This window comes from Bradyrhizobium sp. HKCCYLS3013, from assembly GCF_051167615.1.
Classification (GTDB): Bacteria; Pseudomonadota; Alphaproteobacteria; order Rhizobiales; family Xanthobacteraceae; genus Bradyrhizobium.
The window spans coordinates 216,022-232,480 of sequence record NZ_JBNPTK010000009.1 but is presented as its reverse complement, the minus strand read 5'-3'; the positions used below and the strand labels follow the sequence as shown (position 1 = coordinate 232,480).

At 64.9% G+C, this 16,459-nt stretch carries 13 protein-coding genes and 1 pseudogene; 1 reads left to right on the top strand and 13 read right to left on the bottom strand.

Translation table 11 applies throughout. The features are described from left to right. Nucleotides 1–8 precede the first annotated feature (8 nt). The 12 genes and pseudogenes from ACQR1F_RS18340 to ACQR1F_RS18285 form a co-directional block, all read right to left on the bottom strand. Nucleotides 9–1,172 (bottom strand): aminotransferase, encoded by a 1,164-nt coding sequence (locus ACQR1F_RS18340; protein WP_434907836.1) that lies wholly within the window; start codon nt 1,170–1,172, stop codon nt 9–11. Between the two features lie 9 nt (nt 1,173–1,181). Beyond that, nucleotides 1,182–1,511 (bottom strand): rhodanese-like domain-containing protein, encoded by a 330-nt coding sequence (locus ACQR1F_RS18335; RefSeq protein ID WP_315714496.1) that lies wholly within the window; start codon nt 1,509–1,511, stop codon nt 1,182–1,184. Nucleotides 1,512–1,619: 108 nt separating this feature from the next. Beyond that, a complete protein-coding gene (locus ACQR1F_RS18330; RefSeq protein WP_316180692.1) occupies nt 1,620–3,542 on the bottom strand; it encodes a potassium transporter Kup in 1,923 nt (640 codons plus the stop codon). A gap of 151 nt (nt 3,543–3,693) precedes the next feature. Beyond that, a complete protein-coding gene (locus ACQR1F_RS18325; RefSeq protein WP_315803100.1) occupies nt 3,694–5,592 on the bottom strand; it encodes a potassium transporter Kup in 1,899 nt (632 codons plus the stop codon). 280 nt (nt 5,593–5,872) lie between these two features. Next, the gene (locus ACQR1F_RS18320) at nt 5,873–6,703 is read right to left on the bottom strand and encodes a flagellar motor protein MotB (protein ID WP_315803099.1); all 831 of its coding nucleotides are present in this window, start codon (nt 6,701–6,703) and stop codon (nt 5,873–5,875) included. Between the two features lie 36 nt (nt 6,704–6,739). After that, on the bottom strand, nt 6,740–7,513 hold the full coding sequence (locus ACQR1F_RS18315) for a motility protein A (protein WP_315714499.1): 774 nt from the start codon (nt 7,511–7,513) through the stop codon (nt 6,740–6,742). A gap of 164 nt (nt 7,514–7,677) precedes the next feature. Continuing rightward, complete coding sequence (locus ACQR1F_RS18310) at nt 7,678–8,040, bottom strand: Hpt domain-containing protein (RefSeq protein ID WP_315803098.1); 363 nt, start codon at nt 8,038–8,040, stop codon at nt 7,678–7,680. Further along, entirely contained in the window at nt 8,037–10,226 is a 2,190-nt protein-coding gene (locus tag ACQR1F_RS18305) for an ATP-binding protein (protein WP_434884386.1), read from the bottom strand. The genes ACQR1F_RS18310 and ACQR1F_RS18305 overlap by 4 nt, the downstream gene beginning before the upstream one ends. A 289-nt stretch (nt 10,227–10,515) precedes the next feature. Further along, a complete protein-coding gene (locus tag ACQR1F_RS18300) occupies nt 10,516–11,235 on the bottom strand; it encodes an RraA family protein (protein WP_315803096.1) in 720 nt (239 codons plus the stop codon). A 110-nt stretch (nt 11,236–11,345) separates the two neighbouring features. Beyond that, nucleotides 11,346–12,236 carry a CDP-alcohol phosphatidyltransferase family protein gene (locus tag ACQR1F_RS18295; RefSeq protein WP_315803095.1) on the bottom strand — a complete coding sequence of 297 codons (891 nt, stop codon included), beginning with the start codon at nt 12,234–12,236 and terminating at the stop codon, nt 11,346–11,348. 87 nt (nt 12,237–12,323) lie between these two features. Continuing rightward, nucleotides 12,324–13,028, bottom strand: a pseudogene (locus ACQR1F_RS18290) (phosphatidylserine decarboxylase); the annotation flags it as partial. Between the two features lie 124 nt (nt 13,029–13,152). Beyond that, nucleotides 13,153–15,126 (bottom strand): ABCB family ABC transporter ATP-binding protein/permease, encoded by a 1,974-nt coding sequence (locus ACQR1F_RS18285; protein ID WP_434913591.1) that lies wholly within the window; start codon nt 15,124–15,126, stop codon nt 13,153–13,155. A 261-nt stretch (nt 15,127–15,387) separates the two neighbouring features. Here ACQR1F_RS18285 and ACQR1F_RS18280 point away from each other — a divergent pair, with 261 nt between their 5' ends. Beyond that, nucleotides 15,388–15,990: a TIGR00730 family Rossman fold protein gene (locus ACQR1F_RS18280; protein ID WP_434913590.1), complete on the top strand. Its 603-nt coding sequence runs from the start codon at nt 15,388–15,390 to the stop codon at nt 15,988–15,990. Between the two features lie 3 nt (nt 15,991–15,993). On the opposite strand, the gene ACQR1F_RS18275 is transcribed toward ACQR1F_RS18280, so the two are convergent. Then, nucleotides 15,994–16,371 (bottom strand): VOC family protein, encoded by a 378-nt coding sequence (locus tag ACQR1F_RS18275; protein ID WP_315803092.1) that lies wholly within the window; start codon nt 16,369–16,371, stop codon nt 15,994–15,996. Nucleotides 16,372–16,459 lie beyond the last annotated feature (88 nt).

Below are 16,459 nucleotides of genomic sequence, written 5' to 3'. Positions count from 1 at the left end.
CGTGTCTCCTAGCGCCGGTGGATGGCGTCCGAGAGGCGCTCCAGCGCCGTATCCAGGGTGGCGTCCTTCTTGGCGAAGCAGAACCGCACCACGGACGTCACGGCATCCGTCTCGTAGAACGCCGACACCGGGATGGCGGCCACCTTGTAGTCGTGGACGATGCGGCGGCAGAACTGCTCGTCGGTCTCGTTGAGGCCGAGCGGCGAAAGGTCGACGGTGAGGAAGTACGTCCCCTGCGCTTTCAGCACGGGAAAGCCCAGGCTTTCGAGACCGGCCGTGAGCCGATCGCGGCTGCGCGCGAGCTCGCTGCGCATGTTGATGAAGTAGTCGTCCGACTTGCCGAGGCCGTAGGCGACCGCGACCTGAAGATTCGGCGCCGTCGTGAAGGTCAGGAATTGATGCACCTTGGCGGCGACGCGCAGCAGATGCGGCGCGGCGCAGACGAAGCCGATCTTCCAGCCCGTCAGCGAGAAGATCTTGCCCGCCGAGCCGACCTTGATGGTGCGGTCGCGCATGCCGGGAATGCTGATCAGCGGGATGTGCGCGCGGCCGTCGAACACGACGTGCTCCCAGACCTCGTCGCAGATCGCCACCGCGTCGAACTCCTGGCAGAAGCGCGCCAGCAGCTCGAGATCCTCGCGCGGGTAGACCACCGCGGCCGGGTTGAGCGGGTTGTTGAACAGCACCGCCTTGGTCTTTGGCGAGAACGCCTGCCGCAGCATCTCCTCCGACAGCCGCCAGTGCGGCGGCTCCAGACGGACGAGGCGCGGAATGCCGCCGGCCTGGCGGATGATCGGCAAGTATGAATCATAGACCGGCTGGAAGCAGATCACCTCGTCGCCCGGCTCCACCACCGACAGGATCGCCGACGTCAGCGCCTCGGTGCCGCCGGAGGTGACCATGACCTCGCTCATCGGATCGAGATCGAGCTTGTGCCAGTGCTTGTAGTGCGCGGCAATGGCCTGACGCAGCTCCGGCAGGCCCATCATCGACGGATACTGGTTGTAGCCGTTGAGGACCGCGTCGGCCGCGGCGCGGCGGATATCCTCCGGACCCGGATCGTCGGGAAAGCCCTGCCCCAGATTGATCGCGTCGTTGTCGCGCGCGAGCTGCGACATCTGCTCGAAAATGGTGACGGGCAGGTCGGCAAAGACCTTGTTCTGCGAGATCATGATCGCCTGTCAGCCGCCAGTCCTGGTCGGCAGGCCAGCCGCCTTCCAGCCGAGCATACCGCCCTGGAGATGCTTGTCGTAGGGCAGACCGGCGGCCTGCGCGGCCAGCGAGGCCGTGACCGAGCGCTTGCCGGAGCGGCAGGCGAACACGACGTCCTTGCCTTGCGGATCCGGGATCAGCTTCGGGTCGAAGCCCGACAGCGGAACGACGACGCCGTCGGGATAGGCTTCCGCAGAAACTTCATTCGGCTCGCGCACGTCAACCAGAAGAATTCGCCCTTCCGCGATCCCCTGGGCCACGTCCTGCGGGGTCAAATCGTGCACAACAGCCACGCCCATCCTCCAAGCCTTCACCAGGGCCATATCGGCCCCAATCCGGTCGCCAAACTCACCCCAGACGCTACGAAAATCAAGCGCTTCGGCACGCTGAGGAGACGGGTCTCGAGCTCAGATCGTAACCTGGGTGCCGACCTCCACCACCCGTCCGCTCGGGATCTGAAAATAGTCGGTCGCGTCGTTGGCGGAGCGGCTCATTGAGATGAACAGGTGATCCTGCCAGCGCGGCATGCCTGAATGCGCAGCCGGCTTCAGCGCACGGCGCGACAGGAAGAACGAGGTCGACATGATGTCGAACTGCCAGCCGAGCTTGCGCGCGATCGCAAGTGCGCGCGGCACGTTGGGCGATTCCATGAAGCCGAAGCGCAACGTCACCTTGGAAAACGTCGGACTGATCTGCTCGAGGCGAACCCGTTCGGACGGCTCGATGCGCGGCGTCGGCGCGGTCTCGATCGTCAGGATGACGTTCTTTTCGTGCAGCACCTTGTAGTGCTTGAGGCTGTGCATCAGCGCGGTCGGCGCGCTCAAGGGATCGCTGGTCAGGAACACGGCGGTGCCGGCCACCCGTTGCGGCGGACGCTTCTCAAGCATGGTCACGAGATCGGCGAGCGGGAATTCGAGCTTGCGCGACTTGTCGAACAAGAGCCGGCTGCCGCGCCGCCACGTGTACATCAGCGTCATCACGAAGCCGCCCAGCGCCAGCGGCACCCAGCCGCCTTCGAACACCTTCAGGAGGTTCGCCGCCAGGAAGGTCAGATCCAGGAACAGGAACGGCGCGATCAGGGCGGCCGCCGCAATCGGCGACCATCGCCAGACCTTCCAGATCACGACGAAGCCCATCATGGCGGTGACGACCATGGTGCCGGTGACCGAGATGCCGTAGGCCGAGGCGAGCGCGCTCGATGACTTGAACATCAGCACCAGCAGCATGACCGAGATCAGCAGCAGCTTGTTGATGCGCGGAATGTAGATCTGGCCCGAATGCGCCTCGGAGGTGTGGCGGATCTCGAAGCGTGGCAGCAGGCCGAGCTGAATCGCCTGACGCGTCAGCGAATAGGCACCGGTAATGACGGCCTGGCTCGCGATGACGGTCGCCATGGTGGCGAGCGCGACCATCGGGATCAGCGCCCACTCCGGAAACATCAGGAAGAAGGGGTTCTCGATCGCCTTCGCGTCGGCGATCACCAGCGCGCCCTGCCCCAGATAGTTCAGCGCCAGCGACGGCAGCACGATGAACAGCCAGGCGGTTTGGATCGGCCGCTTGCCGAAATGGCCGAGGTCGGCATACAGCGCCTCCGCGCCGGTGACGGCCAGAAACACCGCGCCGAGCGTGATGAAGCCGATGATGCCGTGATGCAGCATGAAGGTCACGGCATTCAGCGGGTTGATCGCCCACAGCACCTCGGGATGGCGCAGGATCGGCGGCAGCGCCGCGATGCCGATCACCAGGAACCAGATCAGCATGATCGGGCCGAAGAACGCAGCAACCTTGGCCGTTCCGCGCGCCTGGACAGCGAACAGCGCGACCAGAATCACGACGGTCAACGGCACGACGTAGGGCTCGAACGCCGCCGTGACCAGCTTGATGCCCTCGATCGCCGACAGCACGGACAGAGCCGGCGTGATCACCGCATCGCCATAGAACAGCGCGCCCGAGATGATGCCGAGCAGCACGATGATGCTGGCGCCGCGCGCGACTCCGCGCTGGGCGAGCGCCATCAGCGCCAGGGTGCCGCCCTCGCCGTGGTTGTCGGCGCGCAGCAGGATCACGACGTATTTGAGGGTCACGACGACGATGAGAGCCCACAGGATGAGCGAGATCACCCCCATCACGGCGTGAGGCGCAGGCTCGCCGCTGCTGCTCGCAGCCAAGACCGCTTCACGCAACGCGTACAGCGGGCTGGTGCCGATGTCGCCATAGACGACACCGATGCTTCCCAGTGTCAGCGCCGCGAAGCTCGCCGTGGAATGGGCGTTGCCATGCCCGTTGGTCGCCGGCGCTTCCGCGGGCGTAGCTGCGACGTCGACTGTCATGGGGTAGCCCCCTCGAGGACTCGTTAATGCTTCACTGCACAACGCGGCAGAGCGCGCGGCTTATAGCGGCAGCGCGTTACGACGGACCCGTCGGGAATGCGCCTCAGCCATGCATTTAAGCATGCACGAGCCGTCAGGGAAGTCCAGCCGATCAAATCGTTACCTGGGTACCTACTTCGACGACCCTGCCCGTGGGAATCTGGAAATAGTCCGTGGCGTCGTTGGCCGACCGGCTCAGACCGATGAAGAGATGGTCCTGCCAGGTCGGCATGCCCGACTGGGACGATGGCTTCAACGAGCGGCGCGAGACGAAGAACGACGTCGACATGATGTCGAACTGCCAGCCGAGCTTGCGCGCCACCGCGAGCGCGCGCGGCACGTTCGGGGATTCCATGAATCCGAAGCGCAGCCGCACCTTGGAAAACTTCTCGCTGATCTTCTCCATGCGCACGCGCTCCGAGACATCGACCCGCGGCGTCTGCGCGGTCTCGATGGTCAGGATCACGTTGTGCTCGTGCAGCACCTTGTTGTGCTTGAGATTGTGAAGCAATGCGGTCGGCACCGAGGTCGGGTCGCTGGTGAGAAACACCGCCGTGCCCTTGACGATGTGAGGAGGCCTCTTCTCCAGGCTGGTGATCAGGTCATCCAGCGGAACCTCGATCTTGCGCGTCTTGAGCACCAGGATCGCCGAACCACGCCGCCAAGTCCAGATCGTCACGACCATCGCGGCACCGAACAGCAGCGGAACCCAGGCTCCTTCGAGCAGCTTCAGCAGGTTGGCGCTGAAGAAGGTCATGTCGACGATGACGAAGGGAGCGATCACGGCGGCCGCCACGGCCGCGCGCAAGTTCCACAGCTTCCAGATCACCACGAAGCCCATGATGCCGTCGGCGACCATGGTGGTGGACACTGCGATGCCATAGGCGGAGGCGAGATTGCTCGAGGTCCGGAACAGCAGCACCAGCAGCAGCACGCCGATCAGCAGCAACCGGTTGACCCGCGGCAGATAGATCTGGCCGGCATGGCTCTCGGACGTATAGCGCACCTCGAAACGCGGCAGCAGGCCGAGCTGGACCGCCTGGCTGACCAGCGAATAGGCGCCCGTGATCACGGCCTGGCTCGCGATGACGGTCGCGGCGGTGGCCAGCACCACCAGCGGCAGCAGCAGCAGTTCGGGCACCATCCGGTAGAACGAATTCTCGATCGCGGCGGGATCGGACAGCACCAGTGCGCCCTGCCCGAAATAGTTGATCAGCAGCGCCGGAAGCACGAAGAACAGCCAGGCCGACTGGATCGGCTTGCGGCCGAAATGACCGAGATCCGCATAGAGTGCCTCGCCGCCGGTGACCGCGAGGAACACCGCGCCCAGGGTGACCAGGCCGATCGTGCCGTGCGAGAGCAGGAACTGCACCGCATAATAGGGATTGATCGCCGCGAGCACGGAGGGGTCGTCGCGGATGTGGACGAGTCCCATCACGGCGAGGGTGGTGAACCATGTGACCATGACCGGGCCGAAGGCGGAGGCGACGCGCGCCGTCCCCTTGCTCTGGACCGCGAACAGTACGACCAGGATGAACACGGTCAGCGGCACGACGTAGTGCTCGAGCGCGGGCGCCGCGAGCTTGAGGCCTTCGACCGCCGACAACACCGAAATCGCCGGCGTAATCATCGAGTCTCCGATGAACATCGAAGCGCCGATCACGCCCAGCGACATCAGGAACAGGCTGCGCCGACCCAAGGCCCGCTGTCCGAGCGCCATCAGCGACAGCGTTCCACCCTCGCCGTTGTTGTCGGCGCGGAGCAGCAGCAGGACGTATTTGGCCGTCACCACGATGAACAGCGACCAGAGGATCAGCGAGAGCACCCCAAGCACGATGATCCGCGACACCGGCTGCCCCTGAGCGGCGCCGTGCGCGGCCTCGCGAAAGGCGTAGAGGGGCGAGGTGCCGATGTCTCCGAACACCACGCCGATGCTGCCTAGCGTCAGCCCCCAGAACCCCGACGTGCTCGCGGTGTCCTGTCCTTCGGTCGATGTCGCGCTGGCCGTCATGTTGCTCGGAACGCATCTTCCCTGTTTGGCCCGGCGCGTGTGAACGTAGACCGTTCGCAGGTCAAGTCTCTAGCGTAAGCAGACCGCTGTTCCCAGGTCGCAACCAAACGGCATGGCTGACACGGATGTCGCATGCCGCATCGCGGCAAGTGCCTTTAGCCCAGGCATCCTGAGGCAGATGTCGGATCTACCCCCGGCGAATCAAGTGCCCGCTGATGCTCTTCGTTGCCGTTCGCAAGCCGCCATGCGGCATTATGATGCGGCAAGCGAAGCATCCCGGCTACGGCTTCAGATCGGGCGGCAATGGCGGGTCTTCCCGCATCAGGGTGATCGTCACGCGGCGGTTGGCTGCCAGCGACGGGTCGTCGGGAAACAGCGGCTGGGTGTCCGCCTTGCCGGAGACGGCATAGATGTGGCTCGCCGGCAGCCCTTCCCGCTCCAGGATCTGGCGCACCGCATTGGCGCGGTCCGCCGACAGGTCGAAGCCGCCATAGTCGCTGCGGGCGGGAACGAAGCCGGCGGCCGTGTGCCCGGTGATCTGGACCCGAAGCGGGGTCGCCTTGAGCGGGGCAGCCAGCTTCTCTATCAGGCGTCGCGTGCGGTCGAACGGCACCTTCGAGCCATCAGCGAACATCGACCGCCCGTCCTGGTCGACAATCTCCAAGTTGAGACCCTGCTTGGTCTCTTCGAACATGATGTGCTTGGAGATCTCGGTCATCTCCGGCATGTCCTGCAGCGCCTGGCGCAGCGAGGCGGACGCCAGCGCGAACTGGCGATCGATCTTCAGCTTGGCGCCATTGGTATGCTGGCGCTCCTCCTGCTCGGGGCTCGGCTCGCGCGCGGTCTCCTCCGGCGAGATGTGGGCGGCGTTCTTGAGCTTCGGCCGGGTCGGCAGGCCGTCGGATTCCACGATGCCCGAATAGCGCGACTCGGTCTGCACGCCGAAGGCGTCGCGCATCGAGCCTGCGACGACCTTCAGCTTGGCGTTGTCCATGGTCGAGAACGCGACCAGCATCACGAAGAAGCTGACCAGAAGTCCCATCAGGTCGGCAAAGGTCACGAACCAGCCGTGACCGCCGCCATGCGCATCGCCCCTCTTCTTCTTGGCCATTGCCTACCCCACCCCGGATCGCCCCGCCGCAGCCGATCAGGCCGGCACGGGCTCGCCTTCGGCGTGGCGATGCTTCTCCGGCAGATAGGCCAGGAGCATTTCGCGGACCAGGGCGGGACTCTTGGAGTCGCGGATCATCAGGATTCCGTCGATGATCAGCGTCCGGTTGGTTTCCTCGTCCAGCAGCTTGCCATGCAGCTTGTCGGCGATCGGCAGACAGATCAGGTTCGACACCAGCGCGCCGTACAGGGTCGCGAGCAGCGCGGTCGCCATGAACGGGCCGAGCTTCGAGGGGTCGGTCATGTTGGCGAACATCTGCACCATGCCGATCAGCGTGCCGACCATGCCGAACGCCGGGGCGCAGTCGCCGATGGCGCGATAGATCTTGCTGCCTTCGTCCAGATGCATCAGGAAATTGTCGCGGTCACGCTCGAGATTGTCGCGGATGAATTCGAGGTCGTAGCCGTCGGCCACGTATCGGATTCCCTTGGCGAGGAACGGCTCGTCGGTCTCGACCTTTTCCAGGCCGACCGGGCCCTGCTTGCGCGCGATCTCGGCGATGCGGGCGAGCTCGTCGACGAGCTCGCGGGCCGACAGGCGGCTCATGGTGAAAGCGTACTTCATTCCAAGCGGAACACCGTGCAGCATGACGCCCAGCGGGAAGCGAATCATGGTGGCTGCGATCGAACCGCCGAAGATGATGATTGCGGCGTGCTCGCTGACGAACATCTCGAGATCGCCGCCCAGCAGCATCATCGTCGCGATGACGATCACGCCAGCCACGAGCCCCGCACTCGTCATAATATCCATGAGTCAACTCCACCGCGTACGCAAACCACGGACCCTGCCGGACCGACGCGGTGCTTCTGGACCGCATGTCACGACACTAAATGTCCGCCATTAAGGACGAGTTACTGAATTCGGTAGGCATAATGAAAGGTAAACAGCAGCGCCGCAGACGACGCCGACCTCGCTCAAGCGACCGACGATCCGGACTTGAGCAGGTTCGCCGCGGCGAAGACGGCTGACTGATCGAATGATCGCTGCATCTTGTGGACCATCTCCAGCATCTGCGCCGGCTCCATCGTCGCCGATCCCACCTCGAGTTCGCGCGACAGGCGCGACAGCGCCGAGAAACCGAACGTCGCCGACGAGCTCTTGATCGAATGCGCCTCGCGCCTGAGTTCGAGGCGATCCTCGAACTTGGCCGCAAGCGTGCCGAACTTTCCGGACGTGTCGTCGAGGAACGTGCGCAGGACCTCCAGCGCATCCTCCTCGCCGAGCTCGGAGACCAGGATTTGATAGACGGATTCGTCGAATTGCACCCAGTCGGTCATGCGACAAGCCTTTCCTTGTGTGTAGCAGCGGCTGCGCGAAGCAGAGCGGCATTCAGTCGATCGCGCGTGACCGGCTTGGTCACGAAGTCGTTCATGCCGGCGTCGGTGCACGCCAGATGATCCTGGCTGGTGGCGTTGGCCGTCAGAGCGACGATGTAGATGTCCTGCGCGGGCGGCGGCAGCGAACGGATCATCCGCGTCGCCGTGAGCCCGTCCATCTCGGGCATCATCATGTCCATGAGCACGAGGTCGTAAGGCTGCTTCTGCACGGCTGCGATCGCCTGCGTGCCGTTCTCGACGATGTCGTAGCCGTGACCAAGCTTGTCCAGGAGCTTTTTGATGACGAACTGATTGGTCAGATTGTCCTCGGCAACGAGGATCTTCAGCGGCGCGAGGCTGCCCGGACGTTCCTCGGCGATCGTCTCGCCGACCGGCACGATGGTCGCCTCGGGCGCGCTCACCTGCTCGACGTCCGGCTGCGGCTGGACCTGGATCGAGAAGGTGAAAGTGCTGCCCTCGCCCACCTTGCTCTGCACCTTGATGTCGCCGCCCATGCAGGTGACGAGGCGCTTGCAGATCGCGAGCCCCAGACCGGTGCCGCCGAAGCGGCGCGAGATGGAATTGTCGACCTGCGAGAACTGCTTGAACAGCCGGCTGACGGCGTCTGCGGGAATGCCGACGCCGGTATCGGCGACCGAGAACACCAGCGTCAGGTTCGGCCCGGCAAGGTTCTCGGCACGCACATCGATATGGACGCCGCCCGATTCGGTGAATTTGAGCGCATTGCCGACCAGGTTGAACAGCACCTGGCGCAGCCGCGCGGGATCGCCGACCACGTAGTTCGGCACGTCCGGCGCGATCGACGTCGTCAGTTGCAAGCCCTTTTCCTTGGCGCGGGACACCAGCAACTCGGCGGTCGCCGTCACCGACCGGTGCAGGTCGAACTCGATGTGCTCGATCTCCAGCCGATCGGCATCGAGCTTGGAGAAATCGAGGACATCGTTGAGCAGTTGCAACAGGTAATCGGCCGACTCGCGCAAGGTTGTCGCGATCTTGCGCTGCTCCGGCGCGAGGTCCGCCGACAGCAAGAGATCGGCAAGGCCGATGACGCCGTTCATCGGCGTGCGGATCTCATGACTCATCATCGCCAGGAATTCGGAGCGCGCCCGCGTACCTGCCTCGGCGGCATCGCGTGAGGCGGCAAGTCCCGCCTGATAGCGCGCAATCAGGATCGTGATGATGCCGATGACCACCGTCAGCAACGCCCCGACCAGCAGATCACGATCGCGGTTGAGCTTGAAGGCGCTGAAGATCTCCTCGGAGGCCTGACCGACGATGACCACCAGCGGCAGATCCTTGATGCGCTGGAACGAGTAGATGCGCGTGATGCCGTCGATCAGACTTTTGAAGGTGTAGAAGCCGCTGCTTCTGTGCTGAATGGCGCTCATCACCGGGCTGCCGGCGAGCGAGGATCCCACGCCCCCCGGACCGGCCGAGGCCCGTGCGCGCACGATGCCGTCGAGACCGAGGAGTGTGACATTGCCCTTCTTGCCGAGATCGACCGAATTGTAGAAGCTCGACAGATATTCGGGGTCGAGCGAGACCACCACCACGCCGCCGAACGAACCGTCCGGCATGATGATGCGGCGGGTCAACTGGATCGACCATTTGTTGGAGACACGGCCGAAGATCGGCTTGCTGATGAAGAGAAAATCATCCTTGCCGTCGGCATGAACGCGGAAGTGCTCGCGGTCGCGCAGGTCGAGGCCGCGCATCTTCGGATCGATGTTGCTAGACAGCATGATGCCGTCCTTGCCGATCACGACGACCTGAAACGAGAAGTCGGACAGGAACTGGCTGTTCTTCGACCATAGCGACATGTCGAAGTTGTGCGGGTCCCTGGCATAGGAGTCGCGGACGTAGAGCAAGGTCTGATCTGCCGCGCGGATCGAGCGGATGATCTGCTCCTCGAACGCGCGGGCCAGATTGGCGCCGTTCTTCAGCGCCGACTGCTCGGTGCGCGTATACTCTTCGGAGATCGTGTAGAAGATGCCGGCCCACACCAGCGCGATCGCCGAGAGGCCGATCGCGGCACTGCCGAAATGTCCGATCAGCCGAACCATCCTGTCGACGGTCCGGTCGACCCGCCCGAACAACGGCCTCGATTTCGATATCAGCCTGCGCATGTCCTTCGCCCTCGGGCGACATGCCTATCGGGACGGGCTAGCCATCAGGTAAAGCTTGATGGATAAAATCTTCTCAACGAGCGACGGCCGCTTAACCTTCGGCGAGTCCCGGCCTGTTTGCGGGTAATTCGTCACCGCGTTCGACATTTTCGGCCGAAGCTCAGTCGTCACCCCGTAGTCATCCGGATGCGGTTGCAGCGTCGCAGTTCGGCGAGCGCCCCGCGCAAGGGCGGCGAGCCGCACCGTCGAGCGGCACGGCTCGCTCATTTGGACCGGAGCGAAGCGACGCTCAATGAATCTCCGCCGACCGCTTCAAGGCGGCCTTGAGCTTCTCGAGCGAGAAATCCGCAGACCGCGCGATGTCCAGGATCGGCGTTTCACGGCGCGCGCACAGCTCGGCCGCCTCGGGAAGCTTCGCGGCGATGTCGGCGGGGATGACGATCGCACCATGGCGATCGGAGTGGATCAGGTCGTCCGAGCGCACGGTCATCCCGGCGACGCGGACCTCGCCGCCGAAGCTCTCGGCATGCACCCACGCGTGCGACGGACCGATCGAGCCCGCCAGAGCCTGGAAGCCAGCAGCCCATTGCGGGATGTCGCGGATCGATCCATCCGTGATCACGCCGAGGCAGCCGAGCGCCTTGTGGACATTGCTCTGCACCTCGCCCCAGAACGCGCCGTAGCCGATGTCGGGGCCATCGATATCCTGGATCACGACGATGCGCGGACCATGACCGGTGCCGACATATTCGTAGTAGTCGGTGCGCCGCCTCGCCTGCTCGTCCGCCGGCAGGCCCGACTTGACGACGGACCGGATCGTCGCCGTCCGCGCGTAGCCGACCATGGGCGGCAGGTCCGGGAACGGGCACACCAGCGGCTTGGTCGTGTAGCCGATCAGGCGGCGCTCGGGCGCCACGATCTCCATCGCGTTGCAGATGGTCGGCGTGTCATAGCGCGCGAGCGCCTCGAGGACGGAAGCAGCGAGGGGCGCGGCGGCAGTGCTTGTCACGGGCGTTTCTCCGGATGATGCGGACGGCATTCGCGGGCCGTCCTTGGCCATCCGGTATAACTGAGGCGCCGAAGCCGGCAAAGCGCGGGCTCGGTCGGGGCGCCCTGCGCTCAGTGCAGCCGTTCCGGCGGCCGCTGCCCCTGCTCCGCCGCCGGCACGCCGGTCGGCGCAAAAGCCGTCGTGGATGAAGACGAGGCGTGCGACGCTGCAGCCGCGGCACCAAGGACCGCGGCGTGCCGCGCCGCCTGCTGCCGATACAGCCGCCAGCCGAACGGAAGGCTCAGGATGTAGAGGATCGATCCGGCCGACAGGATGTGCCAGGGATAGACCACCAGCAGCGCGACGAAGAACACCACCGCGGCGAACACCGGCAGCACGAGTTCGGGCGAGACGCGCATCCGCGCGGTCTTGCCGGAGAACACCGGCAGCCGCGACACCATCAGGAAGGCGATCAGCAGCGTGTAGAACGCCGTCAGCAGCGCCGGCGGCCTCGGCAGGTCCAGGAAAGCCAGATAGACGGGCAGCAGCACGGTGATGGCGCCGAGCGGGGCCGGCACGCCGGTGAAGAAATTGGCGGCGAAGGGCGGCTTGTTGGGATCGTCGATGCTGGCGTTGAAGCGCGCCAGCCGCAGCCCGCCGCTGATGGCGTACATCATGGCGGCGATCCAGCCGCCGTCGTGCAGCTCATGGAGCTGCCAGAAGTACAGGATCAGGCCGGGCGCCACGCCGAAATTGACGAAGTCGGCCAGGCTGTCGAGCTCGGCGCCGAACTTCGACTGGCCCTTGATCATGCGGGCGATGCGGCCGTCGATGCCGTCCAGGAAGGCGGCGAAGACGATGGCGCCGACGGCGAGCTCCATCCGCCCCTCGGTCGACAGCCGGATTGCGGTGAGGCCGGCGCAGATCGCCAGCAAGGTGATCATGTTCGGCACCAGCAGCCGCACCGGGATCGGGCGGAAACGGCGGCGGCGCAGTTCGGGAGAGTTCAGATCGAAGCTCATGATCACACCACGTGTGGTTTGTCCGGGACCTTGTGCCTGAACACGGCTCAAGGTCTCCTTAATGGGTCACCAGCGGGCAGCGACGGTTCACTGGCTCCGGAACGTCAGGCCGGGCACGGGCACGTCGAAATCGGCCAGGATCGTCTCGCCGGCGATGGCGGTCTGCCCCTCCGAGACCAGAACCTCAGTGCCGTCAGGAAGATAGACGTCGAGCCGCGAGCCGAAGCGGATCAGGCCGAAGCGCTCGCCCGCGCCAATGGTCTGCCCCTCGCGCACGAACGACACGATCCGGCGCGCCACGAGGCCGGCGATCTGGACCACGCCGATCCGGCCATGCGGCGTCGAGATCGCGAGCGAGTTGCGCTCGTTGTCCTCGCTCGCCTTGTCGAGCTCGGCATTGATGAAGGCACCCGGACGGTAAGAGATCTTCTCGATCCGGCCGGCCACCGGGCTGCGGTTCACATGCACGTTGAACACGCTCATGAAGATCGAGACCCGCAGCAGCGGTCGGTCGCCGAGGCCGAGCTCGGCCGGCGGCAGGGCGCGCGTGATCATGGAGATGCGTCCGTCGGCCGGCGCCACCACCAGCCCTTCCCGCTGCGGCGTGACCCGGATCGGGTCGCGGAAGAACAGCGCGCACCAGACGGTGAGCAGCGTGCCGATCCAGCCGAGCGGGGTGAATATCCAGAACAGGATCAGGCTGACGAGGGCAAATCCCCCGATGAAGGGGTAGCCTTCCGGGTGGATCGGCGGGATCTGAGCGCGGATGGAATTGCTGATCGACATGGCCTGCTTCGTTGAGTGTTGTCGCTCTGACCCTCAGAGCGGACCGCCGCCTTGACTAGGTCGATGGCCGGCGAAGGTCAAAATGAATCCTTAATGCAGTCTTGAGTTCAGATCAGGGCGGTCCGCAGCATCATTCGGCGGCGCTGGCTACCCGTCCCGCCAGATCCGGCCCGGCGACATCCGGTTCGCCCCGATCAGGCGGATTGCGGTTCGGCGCCGTGGCCTCATCGCCAATCTGCGCCAGTTTTTCGCGCGCCTCCTCGGCCTCGCGCTGCCGGTTCCACATGCCGGCATACAGCCCGCTTTTGGCCAGCAGCTCGGCGTGGGTGCCGCGCTCGGCGATGCGACCCCGGTCGAGCACGATGATCTCATCGGCCGCTACGATGGTCGAAAGCCGGTGCGCGATCACGAGCGAGGTGCGGTTGCGCGACACGCCATCGAGCGCCTCCTGGATCTCGTGCTCGGTATGGCTGTCCAGCGCCGAGGTCGCCTCGTCCAGCACGAGGATCGGCGGCCCCTTCAGGATGGTGCGGGCAATCGCGACGCGCTGCTTCTCGCCACCGGAGAGCTTGAGGCCGCGCTCTCCCACCTGGGTCTCGTAGCCCTTCGGTGCCATCCGGATCAGACCGTCGATCTGCGCGAGGCGGGCCGCCTCCTCGACCGCGGCGTCGTCCGCATCCCAGCGTCCGTAGCGGATGTTGTAGCGGATGGTGTCATTGAACAGCACGGTATCCTGCGGCACCATCCCGATCTGGGCGCGCAGCGACACCTGGGTAACATCGCGGATGTCCTGGCCATCGATCAGAATGCGGCCGCCGGAGACGTCGTAGAGCCGAAACAGCAGCCGCGAGATGGTCGACTTGCCGGCGCCGGACGGCCCCACGATCGCGACCGTCTTGCCCGCCGGCACCTCGAAGCTGAGCCCCTGCAGGATCGGCCGCTCCGGCTCATAGGCGAAGCGGACATCCTCGAAGCGGACGTTGCCGGAGGTCACCACCAAAGGCGTCGCTCCGGGCGCGTCGTTCACCTCGGCATCGCGCGTGAGCACGCCGAACATCTTCTCGATATCGATGATGGCCTGCTTGATCTCGCGATAGACCATGCCCATGAAGTTCAGCGGCTGGTAGAGCTGGATCATCATGCTGTTGATCATGACGAAGTCGCCGACGGTGTTGCGCCCCTGGCGCACGCCCTGGGCGCACATCAGCATGGCCACCGTCAACCCGACCGTGAAGATCACGGCCTGCCCGGCGTTGAGCACCGCCAGCGAGGTATAGGTCTTCACGCTGGCCCGCTCGTAGCGCTCCATCGAGCGGTCGTAACGTTCCGCCTCGCGCGCCTCGGCGCCGAAATACTTCACCGTCTCGTAGTTCAAGAGCGAGTCGATCGCCTTGGTGTTGGCGTCCGTATCCGAGTCGTTCATGCGGCGCCGGATCTCGATGCGCCACTCGGTCGCGATGTAGGTGTAATAGAGATACGCCGCGACCATGGTCAGCGTGACCAGCACGTAGCGCCAGTCGAACTGCCACAGCAGCACCGCGGTCAGCAGCGAGACCTCGACGATGGTCGGGATCAGCTGCAGGATCACCATGCGCACGATGGTCTCGATCGCGTTGCGGCCGCGCTCGAGCACGCGGGTCAGGCCGCCGGTCTTGCGCTCCAGATGGAAGCGCAGCGACAATTCGTGCATGTGGACGAAGGTGATGGTCGCGAGCTTGCGCACCGCATGCATGGCGACACGGGCAAAAATACCGTCGCGCCACTGCGTCAGCACCGCCATCAGCACCCGAATCCCGCCGTAGCTTGCCGTCATGACGATCGGCGAGGCCACCAGCCAGAACGCCCAGTTATCGGGCGCGATCGGCGCGGTGTTGGCGCCGGTCAACGCGTCGGTCGCCCACTTGAAGGTGAAAGGCAGAACCAGCGTCGCCACCTTGGCGGCGAGCAGCAGCACCACGGACCACAGCACGCGCATCTTCAGATCGGCGCGATCGCTCGGCCAGATGAAGGGCCACAAATGGCGCAGCGTACCGGCCAGCGTTCCCTGCTCGAGGGACGATGACGGCTGGTTGGCGGCTGCTTCGGAGGAGGAATCGGGCGGCATCAAACGTTCTGGAACAGCGAGTGTTTTGGCATGTTGTGATGCCGGGGCGTTGCCTGCGTCATATGTTGCCTGCGTCATATAGAGTGTCCGGGCGCCGGATGCACCGGTACGTCGACGGAATCCGTTACCGCGGCGCAGTATTTGCATACTCGTTTTCGGACAAATGGACCCATTCAGCCCGCATCATCCCGTGAAAGCCCGCGAATCCACGTCCTCCGCCCTCGTCTTGACGCCTTTCAACTGCAGTGTCACACCGCTCCAATGACTGAAATCCGCACCGTTTGCGTCTATTGCGGCTCCGGCCCGGGGACGAATCCCAGCTTCATCGAATCGGCGAAGGCACTCGGCAAGGCGCTTGCCGAGAACGGCGTCAGGCTCGTCTATGGCGGCGGCTCCATCGGCATGATGGGCGCGGTCGCCAAGGCGGTGCTCGACCATGGCGGCGACGTCACCGGCATCATTCCGGACTTCCTGGTGAAGAAGGAGGTCATGATGCCGCTCAAGGATCTCATCATCACGCCGGACATGCACGAGCGCAAACGGCTGATGTTCGAGCACTCCGACGCGTTCGTGGCCCTGCCCGGCGGCATCGGCACGCTCGAAGAGCTGGTCGAGCAGTTGACCTGGAAGCAGCTCGGACGCCACGCCAAGCCGGTGCTGATGGCCAATATCGACGGCTTCTGGGAACCGCTGTTCGCGCTGCTGGCCCACATGCGCGAGACCGAGTTCATCCGCCCCGGCTTCCAGATCGAGCTGCTCAAGGCCGAACGCGTCGAGGACATCCTGCCGCGCCTGCGCGACGCCGCCGCCCGCGTCGCCAAGGAAGAGACCGAGATGGCGCCAGAGATCGCCAAGCGGCTCTGATCCCTATTCGGCCGGAAACGTCACCGCCTCGATCCGATTGCCGTCGGGATCGAGCACGAACGCCGCGTAATAGCGCACGCGGTCATGCGGCCGCAGCCCCGGTGCGCCGTCCGAGACACCGCCTGCCTCCAGCGCCGCGGCGTGGAATGCATCGACGTCGTCGGAGCTCCTGGCACGGAAGCAAAGGTGCGAGCCCGTCTCGGCGGATACCCGCGCCATGCCGGCGCGCAGATTGATCCAGAATTCCGGATAACTCTTGCCGAAGCCGATCGTGCTGGGACGTTCGACCAGGCGCGTCAAACCAAGCGGCGCCAACGTGCGCTCGTAGAACCGCGCGCTGCGGGCGAGATCGCTGACACCGACTGAGACGTGGTCGATCATGCGTTTGCTCCTGCCCTCTCCGCGTCATTGCGAGGAGCGAAGCGACGAAGCAATCCAGAGTCGTGCATTCAGCCCTGGATTGCTTCGC